The following is a 17386-nucleotide window of genomic DNA, read 5'->3' as shown; positions in this document are numbered from 1 at the left end:
TCCCCATGCGTCGTTTCGCCGCTCTTGCGCCGCTCGCCCTGCTGGCCGCCGCGCCCTCTGCGCCCGATGTGAATTGGGCCTCTTATGGCGGGCCGGATGAAAACCACTACAGCCCGCTGGCCCAGATCAACGCGGGCAATGTCAAACAGCTTGGCCTGGCATGGTACAAGGACATCAATGACGGGGGCAGCGCGCTGTCGGCCCCCATCGCCGTCGATGGTGTGGTCTATTACGCCTCGGGCCTCAGCCATATCCGCGCGGTCGATGCCGCAACGGGCCGGGAACTGTGGCATTACGATGCGCAGACTTGGAAAGTGGCCGGCCACAAGATGCGCGGGGCATGGGGCATTCGCGGGTTGGCCTATGACAAGGGCCAGATCTTCTTCGGCACGATGGATGGCCGCCTGATCGCGCTCAATGCCAAAACCGGGCATCCGGCATGGCAGAGCATGACCATCCAGCCCGACGATGAACGCTATATCTCCGGCCCGCCATGGGTGTTTCGCGGCAAGGTCATCATCGGCCATGGCGGGGCCGATTTCGCGCCCATCCGCGGCTATGTGACGGCCTATGATCAAAAGACCGGCAAGCAGCTCTGGCGTTTCTACACCGTCCCCGGCGATCCGGCGAAGGGCTTTGAAAACAAGGCCATGGAAATGGCGGCCAAGACGTGGAACGGCGAATGGTGGCGCTATGGCGGCGGCGGCACGGTGTGGAACGCGATGGCCTATGATCCGCGTTTCAACCGGATCTATATCGGCATCGGCAATGGCAGCCCATGGAACCGCAAGATCCGCTCGCCCGGCGGGGGCGACAATCTGTTCCTCTGCTCCATCGTCGCGCTGGATGCCGATACGGGCGAATATGTCTGGCACTATCAGACCAATCCGGGCGAGACGTGGGATTTCAATTCCGCGATGGACATCGAACTCACCGACATGGTGGTGGGTGGGCGGAAGCGCCCGGTATTGATGCACGCCCCCAAGAACGGCTTTGTCTATGTGATCGACCGGGAAAGCGGCAAGCTGATCTCGGCCAAGAATATCGTTCCGGTCAATTGGGCCAAGGGGATCGACATTCCATCGGGCCGCCCGATCGAAAACCCCGAGGCGCGCTATCCCGATGGACGGCCTGCTGTGGTCTATCCCTCCCCCTTTGGCGCGCATAATATCGAGGCGATGAGCTATAACCCGGCCACCGGGCTGCTCTATATCCCGACGATGGATCAGGGGCGGGTTTACGTCGATCCGGAAAGCGGGCTGGCAGGCTGGCGGCATCTGGATGGGCAACGCCTGTCCACCGGCACGGGCGCGCCGCCGCCCGGCGTGGCGCCTGATCGCGCGGCCACCAGCTTCCTGCTGGCATGGAACCCGGCAACGCAGAGCGAGGCCTGGCGCATCCCCATGCCCGGCATTCGCGGCGGGGGCGGCACGGCCAGCACGGCGGGCGGATTGCTGTTTGCGGGCAATGCGGGGGGCACGTTTGATGCCTATGCCGCAGCAACGGGCAAGAAATTATGGTCCTTCAACGCGCAAACGGCGGTGATGGCCCAGCCGATCACCTATCGCGCGCATGGCCGCCAATATGTCAGCGTGATCGCAGGCGCGCGTTTTTCCAGCGCCACCGGCCTGCCGCGCGAATGGAATTACCGGACGCAACAATGGCGCCTCTTGACCTTTGCCCTTGGCGGGCGGGCGCGCCTGCCCCGCGCGGCACAGGTGGAAACGCCGGTGCTGGACGATCCGGGTTTTGCGCCCGTGGCCTCGCGCGTTTCGGCGGGCAATGGCGCTTTTGCCCAGCGCTGCTCGATCTGTCACGGCGCAGCCACGGTTTCAGGCGGCACGGCCCCCGATCTGGCCCAATCACCGATTGCCATGGACGCAGCCTCGTTCCGCGCGGTGCTGCATGACGGGCTGCTGCGCGAACGGGGCATGCCGCAATTTGAAGAATTGAGCGATGGCGAGATCGAGGATCTGCGCCACTACATCCGTCAACGCGCCCGCGAGCGGCTTTCCGCCAAGCCGGGCCAGCAAGTGAACAGAGGTTTGCATGAAGGTCAATGATGTCACGACTTTGACGGTCGAAGGGCGGATTGGAATCATCACGGTCAACTCGCCGCCGGTCAATGCGCTGTCCAATGCGGTGCGTCAGGGCGTGGCCCATGCGTTTGAGGCCGCGATTGCCGATGATGCCGTGGGCGCGGTGCTGGTGATCTGCGAAGGACGCACCTTCTTTGCCGGGGCCGACATTTCCGAATTTGGCAAGCCGCAGTGGGAACCCTCGCTGCGCGATCTGCAAAAACTGCTGGAGAACAGCCCCAAGCCGGTAATCGCCGCGATCCATGGCACGGCGCTGGGCGGCGGGCTGGAACTGGCGCTGGTGGCGCATTACCGGATCGCGGTGCCCTCGGCCAAATGCGGATTGCCGGAGGTTAAGCTGGGCCTGCTGCCGGGTGCCGGCGGCACACAGCGCCTGCCCCGCGTGGTGGGCGTGGCCAAGGCGCTGGAGATGGTGACGAGCGGCGAGCCGGTTTCGGCCAAGGCGGCGCTGGCGATGGGGCTGGTTGATGAGCTGGCCAGCGAAGGCAATCTGCGCTCCGATGCGCTGGCTTTTGCGAACCGGGTGCTGGATGAAAATCGCCCCTTGGTGAAGGTGCGCGACAAGGCGGACAAGCTGGAGGAGGCCCGCGCCAATCCGGCGATCTTTGACGATTTCCGCCGCGCCAATGCCAAGAAGTTCCGCGGTTTTCTGGCGCCCGAGTATAACATCCGCTGCATCGAGGCGACCCTTTCGGATCTGCCCTTTGACGAGGCGCTGAAATACGAACGCTCGCTGTTTGACCAGTTGATGGCCGACAGCCAGTCCGCTGCCCAGCGCCACGTTTTCTTTGCCGAGCGTCAGGCCGCCAAGGTCGATGTGCCCGCCGATACGTCCACCCTGCCCGTCGCGCGCGTGGGCGTGATCGGGGCGGGCACGATGGGCGGCGGCATTGCAATGAATTTCGCCAATGTCGGCATCCCCGTCACTTTGGTCGAAACCACGCAGGAGGCGCTGGACCGGGGCCTTGGCATAATCCGCAAGAATTACGAGACGACCGCCGCCAAGGGCAAGATGAAGGCGGAGGATGTCGAGACGCGCATGGGCCTGATCCACGGGACTCTGGCGCTGGAGGATCTCGCGGAGGTCGATCTGGTGATCGAGGCGGTGTTTGAACAGCTTGATGTGAAGCAGGAGATTTTCCGCCGTCTGGATGCGATTGCCAAGCCGGGCGCGATGCTGGCCACCAACACGTCCTATCTGGATATTGACGACATTGCCGGTGTGACGGGGCGGCCCGAATATGTGCTGGGCCTGCATTTCTTCTCGCCCGCCAATGTCATGAAATTGCTGGAGGTGGTGCGCACCAAACACACGCTGCCCGCTGTCTATGCGACAGCGATGAAGCTGGCCAAAACCATCGGCAAGATCGGCGTGCTTTGCGGCAATGGCTTTGGCTTTGTCGGCAATCGCATTCTAGCCGCGCGCAATGTGCAGGCCGACGCGCTGGCGCTGGAGGGCGCGACGCCATGGGCCATCGACAAGGTGCTGTATGATTTCGGCTTTGCGATGGGCCATTTCCAGATGCGCGATCTGGTGGGCCTCGACGTGGGCTGGAACCGGGCGACGACCGCCTCGGCCAATGTGCGCGAGATCCTGAACGAAATGGGCCGCCATGGGCAGAAAACGCGCGGCGGCTATTACGATTATGACGAAAAGCGCAATGCCACGCCTTCGCCCATCGCCATGGAGGTGATCGAGGGCTTTGCGGCCAAGCAGGGCATCACAAGGCGCGAGATTTCCGAAGAGGAAATCCACGACCGCATCCTCTTCGCCATGGTCAATGAAGGCGCCAGGATCCTGGACGAGGCCATCGCCGCGCGGGCCAGCGATGTCGATATCGTGTGGATCACCGGCTATGGCTGGCCCAAATATCGCGGCGGGCCGATGTTCTGGGCCGATCTGCAAGGGCTGCCCAATGTGCTCGAAAAGCTGCGCGCGCTGGAGGCCGCGCATGGGGCAGGCTTTGCGCCTTCGCCCTTGATCGAACGGCTGGTGGCCGCAGGAAAGGGGTTCAACGCATGATGCAATCCGGCAAAATCGCCATCACCGGCGTTGGCGAAACCCCGTTCCTGCGCAAGGGCGAGGAACATGTCATGGCGATGATGACCCGCGCCAGCCTTGCCGCCATTGCGGATGCAGGGCTGAAGCCCACCGACATCGACGGCTATATCATCAACAAATATGCGGGCCACCCTTCCGAGGAAATCGCCCATGCCATCGGCGCGGGGCAAAAGCGCTTTTCCGCCGTCACCGACAGCGCGGGCGGCACGGCAACCTCGGGCGATGCGCTGCGCCTCGCCCAACTCGCCATCGAGGCAGGCCTGTGCAAGCATGTGCTGGTGCCTTACGCGATCCGCTCGACCAAGCCGGGGGGCGTTTACGCTTTCCACGCGCGCGAACCGCAAAAGGCGGGGCTGGAAATGCCCGCCGGTTTCTTTGGCCAGCCGACCTATTTCGCCAGCATGGCCAACCGCTATGCTCACGAATATGGCATGACCGAGGAAGAACAGGCCGCCCTGCCCATGACCTATCGCGCATGGGCGGCGATCACCCCATCGGCCCAGCGGCGCGATCCGATGGACCTTGCCGCCTATCGCGCCAGCCCGATGATCTCGACGCCCCTGCGCGTGGCCGATTGTTGCCTGACCACCGATGGCGGCGGGGCCTATGTGGTGTCCTCGGTGGAATATGCCCGCGATCTGGCCCATCCCGTTGTGGCGGTGCAGGGGCTGGGGCTGGGCTATAACAATTATCCCCATGGCGTGCTCTTCAGCCAGAAGCCCTGCACGTTTGAATTTCCGGGGCGGGAATCGGCGGCCATGGCCTATGCGATGGCGGGGATCAGCCCTGCCGATCTCGATCTGGCGCAGGTCTATGATGGCTTCACCATCTCCGCTCTGGTCCAGACCGAAATGCTGGGCCTGTGCGATGTGGGCGAGGCGCCGCGTTTCTATGCCGCGGGCCATGCCATGCCGGGGGGCAAGATGCCGATCAACACCAGCGGCGGGCATATGTCGGGCGGCTATGTGCCGGGCATCAACCTGCTGATCGAGGCGGTGCGCCAATTGCGCGGGGGTGAAGGCGCGCGGCAGGTGCCGGAGGCAAAGCTCTGCGCGATTGCGGGCCTTGGCGGCAACAACCATTCCACCACCATTCTGGCAAGGATGTAAAACATGGGCATTCCAAACTATCCCGTCCATCTGGAAGACCCCTCGTTTCAGGGCTTTTACGATGGGCTGGACGCGGGCGAATTGCGCGTGACGGTGGACGCGGAAACGGGCGAGTTTCACTGGTATCCGCCCGAGGTGGTGCCGGGGCGGCCCGATGCGCGGCTGGAATGGCGGGCGGTCTCGCCGCTGGGCCATGCCTACACGTTCACCACCGTGATGCGCAGCCTGCTGCCGGGCGATCACAAGGATGAGGTGCCCTATACCGTCATCCTGTTCGAGCCGGACGATGCGCCGGGCGTGCGGATCGCGGGCGTGCTGGTCGATGATGATGGCGTGACGCCCGCCTGCGGGATGCGGCTGAAGTTTCGCCCGGTCGAGGTGGGCGACCACAAGATCGCCGGTTTCGCTCCGGCCTAAGGCGCTGTGGTGGAGCCGCTCTCACGCATCCAGCGGCTCCACCAATAATCGAGCCTTTCGCGCTGGAAATCAGGTTCGATCCGCGAGGCGGTGTTGAAGACCATCGGCGCGGGATGGCCGGGGCGGATCGCGGGCCACGAAGCGCCGGGATTGCCGGTGGCGATGAAATTGTACCAGTAATCCTGCATCGCCTGAGATAGTCTGGCTTCCTCTGGATCGAGTGCGGATTTCAGGCCGAAGAGATAGGGCATATCCGCGCAATGCGGCGCGCCGGGGCTGGTGGCGCGCTCGGCCTGCGGCACAAAGGCGAAGTGATAGGACCATGTCGGCGCGGCGCGGGCGGCCAATCCGGCCATGCCCTGCGCGGCGCTGGTGAAGATGAAATCGGTTTGAATCCGGCGCAGCAATTCCGCATCAGCCAGAGGCCCATTGCGTTCGTACATCGGGCGCAAAGCCGCCACATCAATTCCGAAACGTTCACGCAAGACCTTCGCGTCAAAGCCCATCAGGCCGAACACACTGGCCTCATTGCTGGTCGATCCCACGATCAGCGGCACAGGCGCCTGACGCCCCGCCGCAAAGATCCGCGAGACGCCCATCGGCACCAGCCGCCCATCCTCCATCGCGCCATAGTCGGGCGGGCCGGGATCGGCGGCCAGCACCTGCGCCGGGGAGAGTGCACGCAATTGCGCCAGCGTCTTGGCCCCTGCCCTTTGCGCGAAGGCCAATCCCTGCGCCTCGGCCAGAGCCATGGGCCGACTGGCGTTGAAAAAGCCCCCGCCCGAATGGACCGAGGCCCGTGCGAACAAGCCCCTGGCCGCAGGCGCCGCCATCAACGCATTGACCGAAGACCCGCCCGCCGAGCACCCCAGCACCGTCACTCGTGCCGGATCGCCGCCAAAGCGCGCGATATTATCCCGCACCCAGCGCAGCGCCGCGATCTGATCGGAAAGCCAGAAATTGCCCGTGGCGCGGCCATTCTCGGCCCTCAGCGCGCGATGGGCAAAGAAGCCCATGCGGCCCACCCGGTAATTGGGCGAAACCAGCACCACCCCGCGCCGCACGATGGGCGAAAGGTCATGATCGGCAATATAGCGCCCCGAACCAAAGGCAAAGGCCCCGCCATGGATCGACACCAGCACGGGCAGGCCCTTTGCATGGCGATCCGGCGTGACGACATTGAGCGTCAGGCAATCTTCGCTCTGGGGCAAGGCTTCGGCCCGCGCGGGCTGAATACAGGCCGCGCCAAAGGAACGCGCATCACGGATGCCGCGCCAGCCCCGCGCAGGCCGCGCCTCACGCCAGCGCAAAGGCCCGACCGGGGGCGCGGCAAAGGGGATGCCCCGAAACGCCGCGCCCTGTTCAATGGCCTGCCCGCGCACTGCGCCATGGTCGGTCCGCACAACCGGATCGGCATTGCCCAAAATCAGCGGCGCGGCGGCGATCAGGGGCCAGAAACGCATGGTCAGCGCGCCCGGAACTCGGCCAGCATCTTGTAATAGTCGTCGCTGGGCGCCTTCTCGCTATGCTGGCCTGCGGGCCATGACGATTGCAGCGTTTCGGGCGGGAAGGCGGGCGAAGTGTAATCCGACAGGCCCCGGCGGCGGATGATCTTCCACTCGCCATGGCGGCGCTCCAGATCGTCCAGATAGCGGCCCTGAAAGAACACATCCTCCTCGCCGCTGCCATCATTGCGGTCGCGGCGGTGCTGGGCGAAGTAGTAGCATTCGGAGAAAGCCCGGTCGCCCTTCACCTCAACGCTGATATTGCTGATATGGTGGCAGGCATATTTGAGGGCCGAGACGATCTTGAAAGCAAAGCCGACGAAATCGCTCGATTTGCCTTCGAAACGCCCATGCTTATGCGTCGATTCGGGCCAGAACAGGCTGCGCAGCAGCGCCTCGTCCGCGCGGTCATTGGCGCGGGCATAGGCGTTGAGCAGCGAGGCAATCGCCTCTTTCGATTCAAGCACGTCGAGGCGTTCGGCAAGGCTCAATTTGGCTGCGGGTTTCACACCGGGCGCGGCCATGGCATTGCCCGCCGCCCCCACCGCCGCCATGGCAAAGGGCGTGCCCAGCAAAGTGCCGAGCATACGCCGCCGGTTCTGTTCTTCCATCGCCGCCTCCCCTTAATCGCACATTTCGAGCAAGCCCGGCACCGCCTTCAACCGGGGCAGCACCGCGCTTTCAAACAGGCGCAGGCTGCGCCACGAAACCTCGGGATCGAGCCCGCCCAGCAGCGCATGGAACGTCACCGCCGTGCCGCGACCAAGCCCGACCAGATAGTCGAAGCACTCATCGGGCGTGACCACCTTGATATTGGGCATGGCTTTGAGGCCCTCGACCGTCTGAGCGGGCGTATAGCGGGTCTGCCCCTCGCCGCGCTCCTTGGCCCATTCGGCATAGGCATTGGTGGCATAGGCGACATGGGGCGCGACAATCGGCCAGTCGCGCTCGGGATCTTCGCTCACATGGAGGAAGCTGGCGGCGGGCTGGCGATATTCCTCGGGCGCGGGGAAACCGGCCTTGGCGCGCTCTTCCTTGTAGAGCACGAACAGGTCCGGGTGGCCGGGGAAATATTGATAGCCCGCCTTGGCCGCGCGGATGGCCGATTTGTCGGTCGATCCGCCCATATAGATCTTGGGACCGCCCGGCGTGGCGGGCGTGGGCGTGACGCGCACGGTGCGGTCGCGAAAGGTGAACGGCTCGCCCGTCCATGCCGCCTTCAGCGTCGCCATCGCCTCATTCATGATGCCGAGGCGCTTGGTGATATCCTTGCCGAACATTTCGAACTCATGCGGGCGATAGCCCATGCCCGCCGTCAGCCAGACCCGCCCCGGCCCGATATTGTCCAGCACCGCCAGATCCTCGGCCAGACGCAGCGGATCATGCATCGTCACCACCAGCGCCGAGAGATGGGTGGCGATGTTCTTCGTCGCGCCCAGGATCGAGGCCGCCTGCACCATGGACGAGGGGCAATAGCCGCCCTCGGCCCCATGATGTTCGGCCAGGAACACCTGCGTGAAGCCAAGCCCATCGGCCCAGACCGCCTGTTCGATGGCGGCGCGATAGAGCGCAGGATGCGAAGCGCCGAATTCCGGGCGGTTCATGTCATAGCGTAGGTTGAGCTGCACGGCTCTTCTCTCCTGTTGATTTTGTTCTTACGCGGCGGACACGCGCGGTCCGCCGATCCGGCCCGTGGTCCGCTCGGCCTGCATCGCCTTGCCACTGGCGATCAAGGCGTCGATTTCCGCCTCGGAATAGCCCACCTCGCCCAGAATCTGGCGCGTATGATGGCCAAGGCGCGGCGCGGTGCCCACGGCAAAACCGGGCGTTTCGCTCAAATGGATGAAGCTGCCGAAGGTGCGGACATGGCCATACATCGAGTCCAGATCCTCGACCACGCGGTTGCTCGCCTGCGCCCAATCCTCCATCAACGCCTCGCGCACCCAGCTTGTTTCGCGCACGATTTCGCAGGGCGCGCCCGCCGCATCCAGTGCGGCCCAGGCATCAACGCCGGACCGCGCGGCAAAGAACGGAGTGAGCAGCGCCTGCAACGCGCCATCATGGGCGCTGCGCGCGCGCGGGTTCGCAAAACGCGGATCATCCACCAGTTCCGGCATCCCCACCGCAAAGGCCAGCGCAGCAAAGCGCTCATCCTGACGGCAGGAAATGCACAGCCAGCCATCCGTCGTGCGATAGATCCGGTCGAGCGCATTGAAGCCCGCCTGATCCTTGTCCAGCCGGAAGCCATAGACCACCTGCTTGTCGGCATTGAGGAAATGTTCCGAGGTCGTCCACAGGCTGGAATGCAATTGCGGGCATTCCATATAATCGCCCAGGCCTGATACCGCCCGCCGCTCCAGCGCCATCAGGATACCGGCGGCGGCAAGGAAGCCGTTGTTGTAATCCTCATTGCCGAAGACCGAGCGGGTCGGCGGATTGCCCTCGCCCCCGCCCTCGCGCAGCAGGCCGGTCCAGCCCGACACCAGCGGGGCAAAGCTTTTCAGCAGCGATTTGGGCCCGCGCGAGCCATAGCCGGGCATATAGGCATAGATCAGGCGTGGATTGATGCTCAGCAGTTTCTCAAACCCGATGCCCAACTTGTCCGCCTTGCCGGGGCGCAGATTGTGCGTGACGACATCGGCGGTGGCGACCAATTTATACGCCGCCTCCAGCGCCTCGGGCGTTTTCAGGTCGAGCACCATCGCGCGCTTGCCGCGCTGGGCCGCGTCGAAGCAGTCGGGCAAGGGACGCATCTGATCGCCGCCCGGCGTTTCCACCTTGATGACATCGGCGCCCAGATCCGAGAGCAGCCGCCCGCCAAAACCAACGGCAAAGAAGGAGGAGAAATCGACCACGCGGATGCCTTCAAGCGGGCGCTTGATCGCGCGACCGCTGGCGGCGATTTTCGGCGCAGGCCGCGCAGTCAGAGCCGCCAGATCGCCATTATCCGCGCCGATCGCGGGCGCGGGGATCGGCGCGGCGCAAGGGGTGCCCTTAAAGATCACCGCCGGGGCCGATTGATAGATCGTGCCGAAATCCGGGTCGGGCAGGCTGATGCGCTGGCCCACGAATTCGACCTGATCGTCCAGCAGCACCTCGGCCGGATGCAGCACCGGCAGGGCGGCCACATCGGCGGCATGAAGCAGGCGGATCCATTCGTCGCGCGGTTTCAGCTTGAAGGCGTCAAACACCTCGACGCGGGCGATGTGATATTCGTCATCGGTCAATGGCACGCGCATTTCCGCGCCCCCGATGGTCTGCACCCGGTCGCCAAAGCCCAGCACATCCATCGCCGCCTTGAAACCGCCCGGCCCGCCGGTGTGGAATTGCAGAAATTGCCCATCGCCGCACTCAAACATGCCGGTGATGAGGCGCGTCTTGCCAAAGCGGTCCATCGCTCCGGCATCGCCCTTCTTGATATAGCTGATGCCATCTTCCTGCCACCAGTCGTTCATCGGCGATTGGGCGATCATTGCGTCGAGCAGCGATGCCTCAACCCTTTGCCCATGGCCGATTTCGCGCCGCGCCCGCACCGCCGCCAGCGCGCCGATCGAGGCCAGAAACGCTTGCCCGTAATGCAGCGCGGGATGGCCGAGATAGACCGGGCCGGGGCGAAACGGGCTGGAGCGATCCACCATCGTGCCCAGCAGCGCGGCGGCCAGCGCCTCGCCATGGGGGCGTCCGGCAAACGGCGTGTCGGCGCCGTAAGCCGTCATCGCCACCGAGACCAGCGCGGGAAAATCGCGCTTGAGGCTGGCCTCGTCCAGCCCCAGCTTGACCGCCTCATCCTCCTCCATCGCATGGATCAGAATATCCGCACCCGCCAGCAGCCCGCGCAAAGCCTTGCGATCCGCCGCCAGTTCAATGTCCAGTTCCACGCTGCGCTTGGACCGGTCCCAGCTCTTGCGAGTCAGGTCATGGGCGAAGAAATTGCCGCCGCGCGGCTCGACCTTGACCACATCGGCGCCATGATCGCACAGCAGCATGGCGGCAATCGCGGCGGGCATCGACTGCGCCAGTTCGACAACAACAAGATGATCCAGTGGCCCTGGCATCGCAATCTCCTCTCGCGGTCTTGCGCCCCGCTTATTCTTTTGGGCGTGTTTTCAGGCTGACAAGGCTAGGGAATCATCGCCGCCGCCCGCTCTGTCCGTTGGCGTGCAGAGTGACACCACTTCGCGCGCCAACGCAAGCAATATTGCACTTGGGGTTCAATTTAATCTGTCGAGTTCAGCCGCGTGGGATCAAAGGCCGGGCGGTCCATCTGAAACGCATCGCCATTGCGGACATACCAGCCGCTGCCATGGGTGCGCCCGATCAGCTTCATCGCAGGCGTGTCGAAATAGACCCTTTCGCGGTCGGTGATGAATTCATCGCGGATATGCGCCATCAACACTTCCCCGATCACCACGGTCTGCTGCGTGCCGATGTCGAGAGCAGCCACCTTGCGGCATTCAAAGCTGACCGGGCTGGTGGCGATGCGCGGCGGGGCGACGAGCACGCTGGGGGTGGTTTCGATCCCGGCATAGTCCACTTCGGACACCTCGACCGGGGCATCAACCGAGCATTCGTTCATCTTCTGCGCGTCGGCCTCGCACACAAGGTTCACCACAAATTCGCCATTGGCGATGATGTTGGTGGCGGTGTGCTTCAAGGTCCGGCTGCGCGGTTCCTTCAGCAGGCCTAGCACCACCAGCGGCGGCTCGGTCCCCACCGCGTTGAAGAAGCTGTAGGGCGCGGCATTCACCACGCCATCGGGCGAAAGCGTGGTGATCCACGCGATGGGGCGCGGGGTGATCGTCGAATTGATGATCTTGTACCGCGTGACCATCGGCAGTTCGCGCATATCGAATTGCATCGGATCAGGCCTCCTTCTGGGCCTTGCGCGCGGCGGCGCGGGCCTTGAATGCTTCGCGGGCGCGGTGCACTTCCTCGCCCGCCTGACAGGTGTGGCAATAGATCAGTTCAAGCGCCTGCGTGGCCGCCAGATCGCCCGTCTCGCCCATATGCAGCAGGCGCTTGGTCAGTTCGACCGCATGGGGATTGCCCGCCCCAATCGCCGCACCAAACTCCAGCACCCCGGCCACCACCGCGCCCGCAGGCAGAACCCGGCTGACCAGCCCCAGATCGCGCGCCTCCTCCACCGCCAGCGTGCGGCCCGAAAATAGGATCTCCGCCGCCCGCGCCCGGCCCAGCCGCTGAGTCAAAAACCAAGCCGCGCCGCCATCGGGCACGAGCCCGTAATCAAGGAAAGGTGCGCCGAATTTGGCATTGTCGGCGGCAAACAGCATGTCGCAAGCCATGGCGATGCTCCAGGCAATGCCATAGGCCCCGCCCTCCACCGCCGCGATGGTGGGGATCGGCAAAGCGCGCAGGCGGTTGATGATCCGCTGCCCCATCTCCAGCCGCGCAGCCAAACGGATCGCGCCATCGCCGCGCGCGGGGCCAATCTTTACGTCACCGCCGCTGGAAAAATAGTCGCCCGCCCCGCACAGCACCAAGGCGCGCGCGGGCGTGCCATTCTCCAGCCCGTCGAGCGCGGCGGAAAATTGCTCCCACATGGCAAAGGACACGGTGTTGCGCGCATGAGGCCGGTTGAGCGTGAGCAGAACCACCCCGTCCTCACGCTTCTCGCACAGGATTTCAGGGGCTTGCGCCTCGCTCATGGCTCACATCTCCTTGCCTCTTGCGCGCCTCTGTCCGGGCGGCCTGTTCCCGGCACCTTATGACAGGTCGTGCCGGGGTGGCAAGGAATTTTGCATCATGGTGTATTTTTAACCGGAATTACTCCGCCGCCTCCGCCTTGGCCCGTTTGCGCATCGGCAATGCCTCGGATCCGCGCTCGGCAATATCCTTCAGCATCGCCTCGACCTCCTTGCGCGCCGCCCCGCGCACCGCGCCAAGGATCAGCGTCAGATAGGAGGTGATCAGCCGTACGATGATCGCATCATCGGGAATCCGCCCGCGCGCCCAATCGTTGATCATCGCATATTCCAGCCGCACCAGATCATCGACCAGCGTATCGACCTCGACCCATGCCTGCAACTGCTTGCCTGCGGCCAGATTTTCGATCCACGCCCGGTTTTGCCGCGTGGCGATCGAATGCATGGCCAGCCAGATGTCCTCGTCCACCTCGGGGCTGAAATAGAGCGCCATGATCGCGCGGATGTAATTGGGGATGCGCCGGTTGCGCTGCACCACCGAGATCATGCGCTCCAGATTGTGCTGCAGCGTGCCCGAAGGCTGGGTAAAGGTGATGCGGCTGACGTATTCCTCGAAATATTCCTGAATGGCGGCCGCAATCATCCGCTCGCGCGTCTGAAACGCATTGTACAGCGTGCGCTTGGCCACGCCCGCGCGCCGCCCGATGTCGTTCATGTTGAGCGCGGTGATGCCCTGCTCGGCAATCACCTGCCGCGTTTCCTCCAGAATTCGCCGCCGCCGCTCAATGATCGCGGGGCTGGCATAGGTCTGGGGGCGCTCATTACCCTCATTCGTTGCGTTCATGTCACGATCACCTGTCATCTGGCTTTCATGCACATGAGATCAGAAACGGTCAACCATCGGCGGCCCATTGCCCCGGATGGGCCGCCGACAGAACCGTTCATTTTGCAGCCATCGTCTCTCGCGCACGCTGGCGGATATAGTGACGCAGGCCCTCGATCTCATCGGCGCTGAGGTTTCCGAAACCGGGCATGCCGCGCGCCATCAGCGCCCCGTCATGCACCACCGCGTTGAAAGCATTGGCATCCATCGGGATCGGCGCCTTGCGCAGATCCGGCGCCGCCCCGCCCGCCGCCATGCCCACGCCGTGACAGATCACGCAGGACGTGTTGTAGATGCCTGACCCCACCTTGGCCTTGGCCACATCCACCGTGAAAGCCGGATCATCCATAATCGGCGCATCCACCGGCGTAAATTTGGGCAATTTGCGCGTGGCCCCCAGCGCAAAGGTCAGCACCCGGCGCTGTTGCTGGCGATAATCCCAGTTGGGCGTATTGGCATAGCTGGAGCGGAAACCGGTGATGATCGTGACATATTGCCGCCCGCCGATCGAATAGGAGATGGGCGCGGCGAGCATCCCGTTCTGCATCGGATAGGACCACAGATTGCGCCCATCCTGCGCCGAATAGGCGTTGAACGTGCCGTCATTGAGCCCCTGAAACACCAGATTGCCGCCCGTGGCCATCGTGCCGCCGTTGAACACGCCCGGCTGCGGGATCGACCACGCCGCGCGGTTCTTCGCCACATCCCACGCCACCAGTTTCGACACTGCCGCAGGCGCCGTCACGCCCGGCGGCGGCGCGCCCAATCCGGTGTTGACGAACATACCCGAACGATAGGTCCAGTCCTTCACATTGGGCGGATCGACCACCACGCGCCCGCCATCCATCACCGGAATATAGCTGAGGCCCGTCTTGGGGCTGTAAGACATGGCCTGAACGCCATGCGCGCCATTGGGGAAGGGGAAAATGACAAAGGCCTTGCCATCCTGATAGAGCGAATCCGGGTTGATCTCCGGCTTGCCCGTCACCGGGTCGATGCTCTTGGCCCAATTCTGCTTGGCAAATTCGCCCGCCGAGATGAATTTGCCGGTTTCCCGGTCCAGCGCGTAGAAAAAGCCATTCTTGGGCGCATGGATCAACACATGGCGCAATTTGCCGTTGATGGTCACATCGGCGAGCTCAATGTCCATCGCATTGTTGAAATCATAGCTGTTTTCCGGGTTGGTCTGATAATGCCAGACATATTCGCCGGTTTTCGCGTTAAGCGCCACGATGGAGCCGAGATACAGATTGTCGCCGCCGCCGGGGCTGCGGATCTTTTCATTCCACGGCCAGCCATTGCCGGTGCCAAGATAAATGCGATCATATTTGGCGTCATAGGCCATCGCGTGCCACACGGTGCCGCCGCCGCCAAACTTCCACCATTCGCCGGTCCAGGTCTTGGCGGCCATCTCCATGGCCTTGTTTTCAAAACCCTTGGCCGGGTCGCCCGGCACGGTGTAAAACCGCCAGCGCTTCTTGCCGGTCTTGATGTCATAGGCCGTGACATAGCCGCGCGTCGGGCTGTAATCGGCCCCGCCAAAGCCGGTAACCACCACATCGCCCGCCACCCATGGCGGCCCGGTGATATAACCGTTCTCCGCCTCGTCCAGCGTCTTGACCTGCCAGCGCAGCTTGCCCGTCTTGGCATCGACCGCCACCAGTCGCCCTTCACGCGTGGCGGTGAACACCATGCCATCCTTGTACGCAATGCCGCGCGTGCCCCAGCCTGCGCGCATCCGGGTCTTGGCCTCGGGCTGCCCGGCCACATCGGGATCATATTTCCAAAGCAACCGCCCCGTGCGCGCATCCAGCGCATGAATAACGCTCAGGCCCGCCGCAAAATAGACCACCCCGCCCACTTCAATCGGCTGGGTATAGCTGTCGAATGTGTCCACGTCATAGGACCACGCAAGGCCCAGTTGCTTGACATTGCCCTGATTGATCTGGTCAAGCGGGCTGTAATGCTGTTCGTCACTGTCGCCGCCGAAACTGTGCCAGTCGGTGCGAACTGCAGGGGCGGTTTTTCCAGCCCAGCCAACCCCTTGCAGCGTTGAGATCGCGCAGGCCGCGCCCAGCATCAACGCAGCCGAGCGCTTCAAACCCATCGGTCGCCCCGTCGGTTTCATGGCATTCTCTCCTGATATTTTCTGCACCATTGTGCATTTTTATCAGAAGGTCAATGGGGCGTTTCATCCCGGCGATGCAAATTTCATCAACCGCTGCGTAATCACCTCCTCCGCCTCGCTGACGATGCGCTGGATGAGCTGCTCGCAGGTTGGGATGTCGTGGATGATGCCCATGACGAGGCCGGCGGTGATGACGCCATGGGCGGTGTCGCCGGTGCTCAGGCCCTCGCGGCCGCGGGCGCCCTTGACCAGCGGGGCGATGGTTTCGAAGGGCTCGCCCCGGCTTTCGGCCTCGCGCACAGCCTGAGAGATGGCGTTTTTGGCCACGCGGGCGGTGTTGCGATAGGTGCGGAAGATGAGGTCGGTGCCGCGCTCGTCGCCCTCGACCAGCATACGCTTGATGTCGGGGTGGATCGGGGCCTCGACCGTGGCGCAGAAACGGGTACCCATGTTGATGCCCTCGGCCCCCAGCGCCAGCGCGGCGGCAAGGCCCCGCCCGTCGCCAAAGCCCCCGCTGGCCAGCAAGGGCACGCGCACCTTGTCCGCCGCCGCCGGGATCAGGATCAGGCCGGGAATGTCATCTTCGCCGGGGTGGCCTGCGCATTCGAAACCGTCGATGCTGATGATATCGGCCCCCATCCGCTCGGCCGAGAGCGCATGGCGCACGGCGGTGCATTTGTGCAGAACCGTGATGCCGTGGCTCTTGAAGTCCTCGACATGCTCGCGCGGGTTGTGGCCCGCCGTCTCGACGATTTTGATGCCGCTCTCGATGATCGCCCGGCGATATTGCGCATAAGGCGGCGGGTTGAGCGAGGGCAGCAGCGTCAGATTGACCCCAAACGGCTTGTCCGTCAGCGTGCAGCAGCGCTCGATCTCGGCGCGCAGGGCATCGGGCGTGGGGCAGGTCAGCGCGGTGATGATCCCTAATCCCCCAGCGTTCGACACCGCGCTCGCCATGTCTGCTGTGCCAACCCACATCATCCCGCCCTGAACGATGGGATGCTGGATGCCGAGCATTTGCGTGATGCGGGTTTGCATGGGGGTGGTCCTCTCGGTTTGGGGTTTTTGGGTTTTTGCCTCCGGCGGGCAAAGGGCGGGGGCCCTTTGCAATCCCGATATGGGGGTGGTGCTGGTTGGCTGGGGTGGTGTGGGGTTCGGGGTTTGAAGGCCTGCGGCGCGGCGAGCTTAGGCCTGTCCGCGCCGCAGGCTTTCAATTTTCGACATTGCGTATTGGCCACCTTGGCCGAACCGGTAGCGCAACAAAGACAGTAACGGGAGCGCGAGGGCCAACCGATGTGTCTGGACAAATCGGCCTTTTAAACACGTCCCTCGCATTTCCTCCTTCTTCTTCACATATTCGGATAATTGGGCCCGCCTCCCCCTTCGGGCGCGACCCAGGTGATGTTCTGCGTCGGGTCCTTGATATCGCAGGTCTTGCAGTGGACGCAGTTCTGGGCGTTGATCTGGAGGCGTTTGGCATCGCCCTCGCCGCCCGGAACATCGACGAACTCATAGACCCC

Annotated in this window: 14 protein-coding genes; 4 read left to right on the top strand and 10 right to left on the bottom strand. The window is 63.8% G+C overall.

Translation table 11 applies throughout. From position 1 onward, the window contains the following. Window positions 1-5: 5 nt before the first annotated feature. From FHW92_RS23270 to FHW92_RS23255, 4 genes are read left to right on the top strand one after another with little or no spacing between them, the layout of a single operon-like run. The gene (locus FHW92_RS23270; RefSeq protein ID WP_168605684.1) at window positions 6-2063 is read left to right on the top strand and encodes a PQQ-dependent dehydrogenase, methanol/ethanol family; all 2058 of its coding nucleotides are present in this window, start codon (window positions 6-8) and stop codon (window positions 2061-2063) included. Next, window positions 2050-4122 (top strand): 3-hydroxyacyl-CoA dehydrogenase NAD-binding domain-containing protein, encoded by a 2073-nt coding sequence (locus FHW92_RS23265; protein ID WP_168605683.1) that lies wholly within the window; start codon window positions 2050-2052, stop codon window positions 4120-4122. Before FHW92_RS23270 ends, FHW92_RS23265 begins: the two co-directional genes overlap by 14 nt. Next, window positions 4119-5270 carry a thiolase family protein gene (locus tag FHW92_RS23260; protein ID WP_246870387.1) on the top strand — a complete coding sequence of 384 codons (1152 nt, stop codon included), beginning with the start codon at window positions 4119-4121 and terminating at the stop codon, window positions 5268-5270. Before FHW92_RS23265 ends, FHW92_RS23260 begins: the two co-directional genes overlap by 4 nt. Before the next feature lie 3 nt (window positions 5271-5273). Then, window positions 5274-5687: an OB-fold domain-containing protein gene (locus FHW92_RS23255; RefSeq protein WP_168605682.1), complete on the top strand. Its 414-nt coding sequence runs from the start codon at window positions 5274-5276 to the stop codon at window positions 5685-5687. Here FHW92_RS23255 and FHW92_RS23250 read toward each other — a convergent pair. The 10 genes from FHW92_RS23250 to FHW92_RS23205 all read right to left on the bottom strand — a co-directional run. Beyond that, window positions 5684-7150 (bottom strand): carboxylesterase family protein, encoded by a 1467-nt coding sequence (locus FHW92_RS23250; protein WP_168605681.1) that lies wholly within the window; start codon window positions 7148-7150, stop codon window positions 5684-5686. The two genes, FHW92_RS23255 and FHW92_RS23250, sit on opposite strands and share 4 nt — an antisense overlap. A 2-nt stretch (window positions 7151-7152) precedes the next feature. Next, entirely contained in the window at window positions 7153-7803 is a 651-nt protein-coding gene (locus FHW92_RS23245; RefSeq protein ID WP_168605680.1) for a nuclear transport factor 2 family protein, read from the bottom strand. A gap of 12 nt (window positions 7804-7815) precedes the next feature. Continuing rightward, window positions 7816-8820, bottom strand: a complete 1005-nt coding sequence (locus FHW92_RS23240; RefSeq protein ID WP_168605679.1) for an LLM class flavin-dependent oxidoreductase — start codon at window positions 8818-8820, stop codon at window positions 7816-7818. A 27-nt stretch (window positions 8821-8847) separates the two neighbouring features. Further along, window positions 8848-11247 carry a CoA transferase gene (locus tag FHW92_RS23235; protein ID WP_168605678.1) on the bottom strand — a complete coding sequence of 800 codons (2400 nt, stop codon included), beginning with the start codon at window positions 11245-11247 and terminating at the stop codon, window positions 8848-8850. A 161-nt stretch (window positions 11248-11408) separates the two neighbouring features. Next, on the bottom strand, window positions 11409-12050 hold the full coding sequence (locus tag FHW92_RS23230; RefSeq protein ID WP_168605677.1) for a flavin reductase family protein: 642 nt from the start codon (window positions 12048-12050) through the stop codon (window positions 11409-11411). Window positions 12051-12054: 4 nt separating this feature from the next. Further along, entirely contained in the window at window positions 12055-12858 is an 804-nt protein-coding gene (locus FHW92_RS23225; RefSeq protein ID WP_168605676.1) for an enoyl-CoA hydratase/isomerase family protein, read from the bottom strand. 118 nt (window positions 12859-12976) lie between these two features. Continuing rightward, complete coding sequence (locus tag FHW92_RS23220; RefSeq protein ID WP_246870386.1) at window positions 12977-13699, bottom strand: TetR/AcrR family transcriptional regulator; 723 nt, start codon at window positions 13697-13699, stop codon at window positions 12977-12979. 97 nt (window positions 13700-13796) lie between these two features. Next, complete coding sequence (locus FHW92_RS23215) at window positions 13797-15866, bottom strand: PQQ-dependent dehydrogenase, methanol/ethanol family (RefSeq protein ID WP_246870385.1); 2070 nt, start codon at window positions 15864-15866, stop codon at window positions 13797-13799. 63 nt (window positions 15867-15929) lie between these two features. Then, on the bottom strand, window positions 15930-16904 hold the full coding sequence (locus FHW92_RS23210) for a nitronate monooxygenase family protein (protein ID WP_168605674.1): 975 nt from the start codon (window positions 16902-16904) through the stop codon (window positions 15930-15932). Between the two features lie 311 nt (window positions 16905-17215). Then, a partial coding sequence (locus FHW92_RS23205) for a 4Fe-4S dicluster domain-containing protein (protein WP_168605673.1) occupies window positions 17216-17386 on the bottom strand: 171 nt, incomplete at its 5' end.

This window comes from Novosphingobium sp. SG707, from assembly GCF_012275515.1.
GTDB lineage: Bacteria > Pseudomonadota > Alphaproteobacteria > Sphingomonadales > Sphingomonadaceae > Novosphingobium.
Note: the sequence above shows the minus strand (reverse complement) of the source record. Positions and strands in the feature narration are given on the sequence as shown.